The organism is Fulvivirga sp. (assembly GCF_040220315.1).
Lineage (GTDB): Bacteria > Bacteroidota > Bacteroidia > Cytophagales > Cyclobacteriaceae > Fulvivirga.
Window position 1 is genome coordinate 1 of record NZ_JAVJUY010000151.1, and the last position, 10638, is coordinate 10638.

The 10638-nt window shown below is 37.1% G+C and carries 11 protein-coding genes and 1 pseudogene; 3 read left to right on the forward strand and 9 right to left on the reverse strand.

The annotated features are described in order from the left end of the window. The 8 genes from RLO81_RS07190 to mutY form a co-directional block, all read right to left on the reverse strand. Positions 1-494: triose-phosphate isomerase family protein (locus RLO81_RS07190; RefSeq protein ID WP_350109320.1), on the reverse strand; the 494-nt coding region annotated here is incomplete at its 3' end. A gap of 66 nt (positions 495-560) precedes the next feature. Next, complete coding sequence (gene recG / locus RLO81_RS07195; RefSeq protein ID WP_350109323.1) at positions 561-2654, reverse strand: ATP-dependent DNA helicase RecG; 2094 nt, start codon at positions 2652-2654, stop codon at positions 561-563. Continuing rightward, on the reverse strand, positions 2655-2990 hold the full coding sequence (locus tag RLO81_RS07200) for a HepT-like ribonuclease domain-containing protein (protein ID WP_350109325.1): 336 nt from the start codon (positions 2988-2990) through the stop codon (positions 2655-2657). After that, entirely contained in the window at positions 2983-3291 is a 309-nt protein-coding gene (locus RLO81_RS07205; protein ID WP_350109327.1) for a nucleotidyltransferase family protein, read from the reverse strand. The genes RLO81_RS07200 and RLO81_RS07205 overlap by 8 nt, the downstream gene beginning before the upstream one ends. 51 nt (positions 3292-3342) lie before the next feature. After that, positions 3343-3930: a gliding motility lipoprotein GldD gene (gene gldD, locus RLO81_RS07210; protein WP_350109329.1), complete on the reverse strand. Its 588-nt coding sequence runs from the start codon at positions 3928-3930 to the stop codon at positions 3343-3345. Then, the gene (gene gldE / locus RLO81_RS07215; RefSeq protein WP_350109346.1) at positions 3905-5194 is read right to left on the reverse strand and encodes a gliding motility-associated protein GldE; all 1290 of its coding nucleotides are present in this window, start codon (positions 5192-5194) and stop codon (positions 3905-3907) included. The genes gldD and gldE overlap by 26 nt, the downstream gene beginning before the upstream one ends. An 87-nt stretch (positions 5195-5281) precedes the next feature. After that, complete coding sequence (locus tag RLO81_RS07220; RefSeq protein ID WP_350109331.1) at positions 5282-5743, reverse strand: single-stranded DNA-binding protein; 462 nt, start codon at positions 5741-5743, stop codon at positions 5282-5284. Between the two features lie 55 nt (positions 5744-5798). Continuing rightward, entirely contained in the window at positions 5799-6854 is a 1056-nt protein-coding gene (gene mutY / locus RLO81_RS07225) for an A/G-specific adenine glycosylase (protein ID WP_350109334.1), read from the reverse strand. Between the two features lie 149 nt (positions 6855-7003). On the opposite strand from mutY, the gene RLO81_RS07230 reads away from it, so the two are divergent. The 3 genes from RLO81_RS07230 (at position 7004) to RLO81_RS07240 (ending at position 9960) form a co-directional block, all read left to right on the forward strand. Beyond that, on the forward strand, positions 7004-7306 hold the full coding sequence (locus RLO81_RS07230) for an HU family DNA-binding protein (RefSeq protein ID WP_350109337.1): 303 nt from the start codon (positions 7004-7006) through the stop codon (positions 7304-7306). A gap of 60 nt (positions 7307-7366) precedes the next feature. Next, a complete protein-coding gene (locus RLO81_RS07235) occupies positions 7367-8191 on the forward strand; it encodes a tetratricopeptide repeat protein (RefSeq protein ID WP_350109340.1) in 825 nt (274 codons plus the stop codon). A gap of 212 nt (positions 8192-8403) precedes the next feature. Beyond that, positions 8404-9960, forward strand: coding sequence for an Rne/Rng family ribonuclease (locus tag RLO81_RS07240; RefSeq protein ID WP_350109343.1), 1557 nt, complete (start codon positions 8404-8406; stop codon positions 9958-9960). Between the two features lie 28 nt (positions 9961-9988). Here the strand turns inward: RLO81_RS07240 and RLO81_RS07245 are convergent. Then, positions 9989-10638: pseudogene (locus tag RLO81_RS07245) on the reverse strand (zinc carboxypeptidase); the annotation flags it as partial.

The window sequence follows — 10638 nt, forward strand, 5'->3', positions numbered from 1 at the left end:
AACTTTTGGAATTGCTCTACTGATAAATGAAAAAGACTCTCTTTAATCTGATTGCAGATAAAATCAATAAAGTTGCCAGACTCCCTGATTTCTAATGATTCGCCACAGCAGAAAATTGGGGAAAGATTATTTTCCAAAGCCAAATTAACTTTAGCAGCTAGTTGAGCATTGGTTTCATTAAAATATTCCCTTCGCTCACTATGACCAATGATCACATATTCAACACCTACAGAATTTAACATAGAAGCAGACACCTCTCCGGTAAATGCACCTGAAGGGTTATGGTTGCAATTTTGCGCACTCAAATGAACGTTTTTAGAGCCTTTTATTAAACTCTTTACTTGAGTTAAGTGAACAAATGGCGGGGCCAAAATTACTTTTGCGTTTCCGCGCACTTCGTCCGCTACCATGTTCATTATTTCAGTAGTAAGTTTCAATCCTTCATTGAGGGAATTGTTCATCTTCCAATTTCCGGCTACTATATGTTGTCTCATTCTAATTGTTGGTTTTCAGTAAGTTGACAAAGATATTGATTAAAGCTTTATTTCGTTTTTAAAACCCTAACTAATCCTACTCCAATTAACAGCGGTCTTTTTCATAGAAGCAATCTGCATTTTGATAACAGCGTTTTTAGAATCCGTTAAATCAGGATCTTCATTCAAAACTGCTTGTGCTGCCTGTCTTGCTGCCTGTAGAATCTGTCCGTCTTTGCCTAAATCAGCAATAAGTAAATCTAATATGCCACTTTGCTGGGTACCCATCAAATCTCCAGGGCCGCGGAGCTGTAAATCCGTATCAGCAATTTCAAAACCATTATTAGTACGCACCATGGTTTCAATTCTGGTTTTGGCCTCTTTTGATAATTTATAACCCGAGATTAAAATACAATAGGATTGATCTGCTCCTCTACCCACTCTACCCCTTAACTGATGCAATTGTGCCAGCCCGAATCGTTCTGCATTTTCTATGACCATCACTGAAGCATTTGGCACATTTACTCCTACTTCAATAACGGTAGTCGCTACCATGATTTTGGTTTCACCTTTAACGAAGCGTTGCATTTCCCACTCTTTCGCATCGGGCTTCATTTTGCCATGAACAATGCTTAATGGTGTTTCAGGAAAAGCACGAGCGATGCTCTCATAGCCATCCATCAAATCTTTTAAATCCAATTTTTCGGATTCCTCAATAAGCGGATAAACCACATAAACTTGTCTGCCAATATCAATTTGCTCTTTTAAGAAGCTGTTTACTTTTAGTCGGTTTGAGTCGTAGCGATGAACGGTTTTAATAGGTTTTCTACCGGCTGGCAACTCATCAATTACAGAAATATCTAAATCGCCATAGAGTGTCATGGCCAAAGTTCTGGGAATTGGTGTAGCGGTCATTACCAAAACATGCGGATAAACATCTGAATTTTTTTGCCATAATTTAGACCTCTGAGCTACACCGAATCTGTGCTGCTCATCGACAATAGCTAACCCCAACTTTTTAAATTGAACCACTTCTTCCAGCAAAGCGTGCGTACCAACCAGAATATGCAGCTCGCCTGACTTTAAGTATTCATGAATGATTTTACGTTTGCTCTTCTTAGTGGAGCCCGTGAGCAATGCAATGCGCAACCCCATTTTTTCAGAAAACTCTTTAAGCCCTGTATAGTGTTGTGTCGCCAGAATTTCTGTAGGTGCCATAATGGCTCCTTGCGTATCACTGCCTATGGCTATCAGTAAGCATATGAATGCAACTATGGTTTTACCACTGCCTACATCGCCCTGTAAAAGCCTATTCATCTGCTTGCCTGAGCGCATGTCTTTATATATTTCTTTAATTACACGCTTTTGTGCATTGGTTAAATCAAAAGGCAGATGATTGTTATAGAATTTGTTAAGCAGACCGGCATTATCGAATGAAATGCCGCGGAATTTATCAATGCGGGTAAGTTTTAGTTTGAGCAGCCTAACTTGTACATAAAATAACTCTTCAAACTTAAGTCTGAATTGAGCCTTTTGAAGGAGGTTAATATTTTCAGGAAAATGAATGTTAGCAATGGCCTGAGGCTTAGCTATTAGTGCATATTGATCTAATAGCTCATTGGGTAATGTCTCTCTTACCTTTTGAATAGCTTCACCTAACAATGTTTTAATGAGTTTGGATATGGCTTTGCTGTCGAGATACTTTCTTCTCAATAGATCAGTTGAGGAATATACCGGTTGCAAATAGCCGCCACTAGTATTGGCCATTGTGGCTACTTCAATCTCAGGATGGGCAACATTTAATTTTGATCCAAAAACAGTGGGCTTACCAAAAACTACATACTCTACACCCGGCTGAATTTTTTTCAACATCCATTGTGCACCTTTGAACCAAACCAATTCTAATTCGCCAGTACCATCATTGATATAAACAATTAAGCGCTGTTTCCGTGGCGGCCCTTTTAGCTCGTAATGCCTTACCTTCCCCTTCACCTGGATATACGGCATACTACCATTTACTTCTTTTATGTCATAAAACTTGGTGCGATCCTCATGACGAAAGGGGTAGTATTGAATTAAATCTCCATACGTGAAGATGTTCAACTCTTTATTAAGAAGTGCTGCTTTTTGCGGACCAACGCCCTTGAGAAATTCTATTTTGGTATCGAAGTAGTTCGGCATTTATTCACCTAAATACTTTTTTACCTCTAATTTTAAAATAGGCAGATGTTTAATAATTGCGCCCCAAATAATCTCATTGTCTATTCCATCATAACCATGAATCACTCTATTTCTCATGCCAATTATTTGTTTCTTGCTTGAAAAAAACTGAGATGAGTCTTTTTTATCAATTCTATTCATTGCTTCACCAATAATCTCAAATTCACGTTCTACAGCTCTTCTGAGCATCTTATTTTTTAGATAGTTGGTAAAATCATAATTACCCTGAAAGAAATCTTCAATAGATTGAATAGAAGTTAATATATCAAATAAATACTTTTTTATTTCTTCAGACATAAATTGGCGTTCGGCTCTTTGATATATTTTTTATGAAGTAGGGGTTAGTTAGAGACTTCTCTGAGAGGATATCAACGTGCCTGCCAAATAACTTTTCAAGTGAATCAACTAATTCGAAGTAATTATCAAAGTATGTACCTGGATCCATCTCCTCAAAATCCACTAAAAAATCAATGTCGCTTTTTGAATTAAAATTGTTTGACATTACTGAACCAAACAATTCAATTTTTTTTACATGATGCCTCTTGCAGATAGCCTGTAATTCTTCAAAATTTTTTTCAATAATATCTGGTAGATGCATATTAGAAATGTAAAATATGACTCTAAAAATAATGAATTCTGAAAATATTTGCTATTCTCGCCACTCGAGCGTATTCATCATATGAACCACATCAATTTTTACAAATTCGATCGCTGGCCTCAGTGAGTCGTTTTGCACTTTGGTATCGAAGTAAAGTGCTCCTCTTAAAAAGTGTTTTGATGAGTCAGTAGTAAAAAATTGAAACTGGCTAGGCACTTCGCCTTCCAACTCAGCATAAATCACAGTTTTGCCTGATGGCGTTTTTGTGATACTTTCATCAATTGCATAGGCTTTTATTTGATGTTTTGCGGTAAGAAAGTATGCATCATCTAAATACTCTTTCAATGAATCCTGGTTCTTCACCGTCTTGTATGTGAGATGAACATTAGCTCGGTATTTTGGATAATAAATTTCCACCCAATATTTATCAGATATCCATGATGTATCCCTCAATAACTTAGCATGTTTTGAGTACTCAAAATCGTAGGGTAAAGAATCTGGCAGACTCACATATTCGTGGGCAGGCATATCAAAGCGATTGTATCCCTTCGGTTTCGGCAGATAATCGCGGCCACAAGCTGATACCAATAAAACGATTAGAAATAACAGTATGTCAATCCTCAGGTTCTGGTGTCTCATCTGCGTTATTGATATGAACTTTAACTTTCTTAATTTTTTTTGAATCCACTGCCACAACCGTAAAATCTATATTTTCATAGGTTACTGATTCACCTGCAGATGGCAACTTTGTATTAATCTCCAATATTAATCCACCTAACGATTCACTTTCTCCTTTTATTTCCTCAAATCGGGCTGGCGGTTGCTCTGTGATTTTGCAAAAATCGTTCAAAGTGGTTTTGCCTTCAAAAATATAGGTATTCTCATCAATCTGATCGTAGGGAATGTCGTCATCATCAAACTCGTCATTAATTTCCCCAACTATTTCTTCAATAATATCTTCTAATGTGATTAAGCCCGAGGTGCCGCCATACTCATCTACTACTATGGCCATGTGCACGCGTTTCTCCTGAAAATCCCTCAACAATACATCTATCTTCTTGGTCTCCGGCACGAAAAATCCTGGCCTTAATAACTCTTTCCATGCAAAGGTTTCATCATTATCTATATAAGGCAATAAGTCTTTGATATAAAGAATACCATCAATTTTGTCGATTGTCTCCGTAAAAACAGGAACCCTTGAAAAACCTGATTTATTCACTTTATCCATCAGATCATGAAAGTCCATTTCGGTATCAAAAGCAGTAATGTCCATTCTTGATTTCATCACCTGCTTTACCGTAAGAGTACCAAAATTAACTATGCCTCTAAGAATGTCTTTTTCTTCCTCTGTAGTTTCCTCATTGGTTGTGGTAAGCTCAAGGGCATGATGTAATTCTTCCACTGAAATATCGTACCCCTTTTTTTCAAATCGGTTTTCGATGATATTGCTCAGAGTCATCAACACAAAAGAAAGTGGCCTGAAAATGCTTTCACAAATGTTTAGCAAAGGTGAGGTAAGTCTCGCGAAGCTTAAATTGTTAGGTGTGGCATAAACTTTAGGTAATACTTCACCAAAGAATAGAATCGTCATTGTTACTACTGCAGTTAGTACAGCAATCACTGTACCTTCCGTAGTTTTTGAGCCCGTTATCTCCCACGTTAAGAAAGTTGATAGTGTCACAATAGCTACATTCACAAAATTATTCATAATGAGAATGGTAGCTAATAGCAACTTGGGGTTATGTATAAGTGCTACAAGTTTCTGATCTGCAGGCCGGTTTCTTTGTTTACATTCAGCAATATCTTTTGCAGTTAATGAAAAGAAGGCCACCTCAGATCCACTAATTAATGCTGATAAGAAAAGCAGCACAATAAGTGATACTCCACTTACCAAAAAAAACATGGATTGCCCTGAAAAAAGTACTTCTAGTAAAAGCTGACTGGGAGGTTCGTCTATCGTTGTTTCCAATACTTTTGGTTTAGTCCAACATTAGAAGGGTAAATCATCCGATTCATCCTCCAAAGCAATATCACCTGCCGGTGTAGAGGCTACATTTTGTTCCTGCTGTGGTGCGCTACTGCTCATGCCTCCACCCGCTGATTGGCCACCCTCATTGGAGCCTTTAGGGCTTAGCATGGTCATATTATCGCCTACTATTTCAGTAGTGTATCTTGTAATACCGTCTTTTTCCCACGAACGAGTTCTCAGTTTACCTTCAATGTAAACCATATCTCCTTTGTTCAGGTATTTTTCAGCCACATCGGCCAGACCTCTCCATAGCACTACATTGTGCCACTCGGTTTGTTCTTTGCGCTCTCCGGTATTTCTATCTTTGTATGTTTCTGAGGTAGCTACAGGAAAGTTAGCTACACTAGCTCCATTTTCTAAATGTCTCACTTCAGGATCTTTCCCTAACCTACCAACAATGATTACTTTATTTACTCCTGACATAATTTCAACTTATTTAATCCTAATGCAAAGTTATATAAACTGTATTTAAAACTAGTCAAAAAATATAATCCTTCAAATAACTGGAGATGAGTACTGGTTTGGGAAGATCAAGAATTTCCTCATAGGTAAAAAACCTACCTTCCATTTCAGGGAAAGCAGAATCATTAATTTCAATCATAAAAAACCTCGTGTAAAGGTGCTGATGACTGAGTATATGCTTATACTCATGGCTATCTGTTACGGCATAACTGCTGATGTCCAACTCCTTAATATCATCTTCCAACAAGAGTTTATTTTTCGTTAAGATTTTCTCAGATTCAACCAACGGAAAATCATACATGCCTTTCCAAATATCTTTTCCACTTCTTTCTTTCATAAAAAGTGATTCCCCCTTCTTAAAAACGAGATAGTTAAAGTATCGCTTTTTGATTTTTGTCTTTTTTATTTTGACAGGAAGGTTTGCCTGCAAATCATTTATATAAGCGAAACATTCACTATGAAACACACATTCTTCACAATTGGGATTGGTTGGTGTACACTGCATAGAACCAAATTCCATGAGGCCTTGATTAAATTCTGCTGGTTTATTGGTAGGTATTAATTCGTTAGCCAGGGCTCGAAACGTCTTTTGCCCTTTACCCGAATTAATGTCATCATCTATCCCAAAAATTCTGGATAAAGCCCTGAAAACATTACCATCAACAACGGCTGCTGTTTCACCAAAAGCAAATGACGCAATGGCTGCTGCTGTATATGGACCTATACCCGGTAACTTCACCAACTCGGTGTAGGTTTTTGGAAACATTCCGTCATAATTTTGCACTATCATTTTTGCGCAACGATGTAAGTTTCTGGCCCTAGAGTAATAACCCAGCCCCTGCCAAGCACGTAAAACCTTACTTTCATCAGCTAGGGCAAGATCACTCACTGTGGGGAAAAGCGCTATAAATTTAAAGTAGTAGGGCATCCCTTGATTCACCCTGGTTTGTTGTAATATGATCTCAGAAAGCCATATTTTGTATGGATCGGAGACATTACGCCACGGCAGGTCGCGTTTATTTTGCTCATACCACCTAATTAGTTTTTTAGAAAAAGAACCTTTGTTAGTCATATTCTGCGTCAAATCCTATCCGATTAGTACGATGTGAGTTTTTTTGATTTTTTGATTTTTAATTGAGTAGATACACAGTAAATTTGCTCATTAACAAGCAGTTACGTGTAATTGCTTTAAACCTACGTCCACCTAAACATATAAAACCAGTGACAAAAGCAGATGTAATATCGGAAATAGCAGATAAAACGGGAATACCCAAAGAAGATGTTTCCGTTACAGTAGAAGCTTTCTTTAATATAGTGAAATCTTCTATGGCTGACGGCAGCAACATATACGTTCGGGGTTTTGGAAGTTTTGTCAACAAAAAGCGTAAAAAGAAGATAGCGCGTAACATTTCAAAAAACACGGCTATAGTAATTGATGAGCATTATGTGCCAAGTTTTAAGCCTTCTAAAGTATTTATTGATAAAATAAAATCGAGCCCAAAAGTAAAAGAAATTAATTCTTAATTCGCGCAATTTTTAAATGACATCGTGATACTTGATCTTTGCAATCTTTAATTTAAAGATATGCTTAGAACAAGAATTATTTTGCTTGTAGGTGCGGCAGTGCTTGTGGTTCTGCTTTTTAGTCTCCCGAGGGTTGTTGTTGATAACTCAAAGGAAGAAGTTGAGCAAAAAGAAGAGGAGCCATCAACGTCATCTTCTTTTGAGGATACGATGCACAATGACTCATTAGAACCAGAAACCGAAGAAAAAATAACCCGCTTAAAGGAAAATTTAGCAGTTGCTAAAAATATTGAAAAAAGTATTACCTTTGCAGACTCTTTAGCCGAGCTGTACCTTGCGGCTAACAAATACGATAGTGCAGCAAAGTTCTTTGAAATTATTGCCGAAAAACAACCTAATAGGGCTAACTGGTTAAAAACCGGGAACACTTATTATGAAGCATACGGTTTTGCAATGGATAAAAACAAGCAAGAAATGCTTGGTTCCAAAGCACAAGAATACTTTAATAAAGTACTCACACAAGATGCGAGCGATTTAAGTACAAAAAATAAATTAGCGATGACGTATCTGAGTACATCTAATCCCATGCAGGGGATAATGATGTTAAGGGAAATATTAGAAACCGATCCTAAGAATGAAGAAGCAATGTTTAATTTAGGAATTCTTTCTATGCAGTCTGGCCAATATGATAAAGCGGTAGAACGCTTTTCTGGACTGGTAGCTCAATATCCTAATAATACACAAGCTCAATTCTTTTTAGGAGTAAGTTATTTAGAAGTAGGCAATAAGGAAAAAGCTAAAGAGCAGTTTAATTTGGTTAAATCCTTAGATAAAGATCCATCAGTGCAGGCCACGGTAGATAGTTATCTGGAAGACTTAAAATAAATATAAAAAATTGTTGAACCGTCCGCTAGCTAGCGGACAAAAATCAAAAAAATATGCCTTGCGGTAAAAAAAGAAAAAGACATAAGATCGCTACTCACAAGAGAAAGAAGAGACTTAGAAAAAACAGACACAAGAAGAAATAATCTGAGTCCCTTGTAATACACAAGGGCACTTATTTCGCGTCCTATTTTTTTAAACTAAAATATAAAGTTTTGAGTAACGAATTAATAATTAATTCAACTCAGAATGGATGTCGAATAGCCCTATTAAAAGATAAGAGTTTAGTTGAGTTTCATCATGACGAAGATGGAACACAGTTCACCGTTGGTGACATATATCTTGGTACTGTTAAAAAAGTTGTTCAAGGCTTAAATGCCGCTTTTATAGACATTGGCTATGAAAAAGACGCTTTTTTACATTACCTGGACCTTGGTCCCAAGTTTAATTCTTTAAGAGACTTTACAAAAAAAGCTTCTCTGAAAAAGAACAACATTAACGGTAAACTGGATAAGTTTCAGATAAGACCTGATATTGATAAGCATGGGAAAATCACAGATGTGCTTTCCAAAAATCAACAAGTGCTTGTACAGGTTGTAAAAGAACCAATTTCAACAAAAGGGCCCCGACTATCCTGTGAGTTGTCTATACCGGGCAGATACCTGGTATTGGTACCATTTTCTAATACAGTAAATGTGTCCAAAAAAATTACTAGTAGCGATGAGCGTAAACGCTTATTGCGATTGGTATCTTCTATTAAACCCGATAATTTCGGTGTAATCATACGTACCGTTGCTGAGGGTAAGGAAGTAAAAGAATTAGATACAGATCTACGCAATCTTGTCGAACTCTGGCAAGAAGGAACTAAGAAGTTAAAATTTGCGAAGCCAAGAGACAAAGTCATTGGCGAAATGAGCAGAGCATCTTCTATTCTAAGGGATGTGCTGAATGAGTCTTTTGATAATATTCATATAGATGACAAGGAAATCTATGATGAAGTAAAAAGCTACATTCATAAAATTGCTCCGGATAAGGAAAAGATTGTCAAGCATTTTAACAATAAGGCCAAGATTTTCGAGGTTTTTGGAATTGAAAAGCAAATTAAATCAGCTTTTGGCCAATCTGTTAGTCTTAAAGGTGGCGGTTATTTGATTATTGAACATACAGAAGCACTTCATGTGATTGATGTAAACAGTGGCAATAAATCAAACCGAGAAGATGATCAGGAGGCTACTGCTGTTTCTGTAAACATTGAAGCTGCCAAGGAAATTGCACGACAGCTTAGGCTGCGCGATATGGGCGGTATTATTGTAGTGGATTTCATTGATATGAAGCGTGCTGAAAATAAACGCATGATTCAAAAAGTGATGAAAGAAGAGATGTCTTCTGACCGCTCTAAATTCACCGTGCTACCGCTATCAAAATTTGGTTTGATGCAAATCACTCGCCAGCGTGTGAGGCCAGAAATGAATATTACAACTAAAGAGGTTTGCCCTACTTGTAATGGTACTGGAAAAATTAGTGCATCTATCCTGGTTTCAGACCAGATCGAACAACATATTGATCATTTAATGCTTCAGCAGAATGAACGTAACATAACTATAGTGGTACATCCATTCATTTACGCCTATTTTACTAACGGTACCCTTTCAAGAAGGCTGAAATGGTTTATGAAGTACTTTAAGTGGATCAAATTAGTACAAGATTCTTCTATAGCCGTCACGGAATTTCAGTTCCTGAATAAATTTGGAGAACAGATAGAATTACAATAAGAAAAGCCCCGAATTCGGGGCTTTTTAATTAATTCCCCACCATAAACACAGCATTGGAAAATAGCAATTTGCCATTCTCCCAAAATCCTCGGAATAAAGGGTTATCTACCAAATAAACTACTTCACCACTGCCCTTTGATTGAACTCCAAACACCAGGCTATTATCAAGCTTTGAAATAGCCTTTGAGCCTGCAAAACCACTCACAGGTTTACTCTCTTCATTTATTACCCCTACGTTTGATCCGTTCTCCAAATAGCTCCATCGTGTAGATGATGTTTTTAATGAATAGTAATATTTGTCATAACCATAAGCCAGTGGGTGTGTATTATCCAACTCAATTTTAAATATGGCACCAAATATTGAACTGCTTAAATTATCACGTTCCAACTCTGTATAAGTTCTCAGCAGCTCCTCTTCAGTAGGTTCCTTTTTCTTTTTCTTGTCATCACTATCCAGGTATTCCTTGATGGAAAACCCCGATTTATCTTTAAATGATGAGATCGCATTGCCAATCAGAATCAGCCTTCCACCATCATATACCCATTCCCCAACACTTTTAACTAAATTATCATCAAACAAGCTGTAATACCCATTTGGAACAATCAGGACGTTGTAATCATCCAGATCAACATTTGAAAAATAGTCGGTACTTATGGATGTAATTGGGTAATCGATTT

Bases quoted from the DNA above. Each gene is read 5' to 3' on its own strand.
- mutY (WP_350109334.1), bottom strand. From the start codon at position 6,854: ATGACTAACAAAGGTTCTTTTTCTAAAAAACTAATTAGGTGGTATGAG.
- RLO81_RS07205 (WP_350109327.1), bottom strand. From the start codon at position 3,291: ATGCATCTACCAGATATTATTGAAAAAAATTTTGAAGAATTACAGGCT.
- RLO81_RS07200 (WP_350109325.1), bottom strand. From the start codon at position 2,990: ATGTCTGAAGAAATAAAAAAGTATTTATTTGATATATTAACTTCTATT.
- gldE (WP_350109346.1), bottom strand. From the start codon at position 5,194: ATGTTTTTTTTGGTAAGTGGAGTATCACTTATTGTGCTGCTTTTCTTA.
- RLO81_RS07235 (WP_350109340.1), top strand. From the start codon at position 7,367: ATGCTTAGAACAAGAATTATTTTGCTTGTAGGTGCGGCAGTGCTTGTG.
- RLO81_RS07220 (WP_350109331.1), bottom strand. From the start codon at position 5,743: ATGTCAGGAGTAAATAAAGTAATCATTGTTGGTAGGTTAGGGAAAGAT.
- gldD (WP_350109329.1), bottom strand. From the start codon at position 3,930: ATGAGACACCAGAACCTGAGGATTGACATACTGTTATTTCTAATCGTT.
- recG (WP_350109323.1), bottom strand. From the start codon at position 2,654: ATGCCGAACTACTTCGATACCAAAATAGAATTTCTCAAGGGCGTTGGT.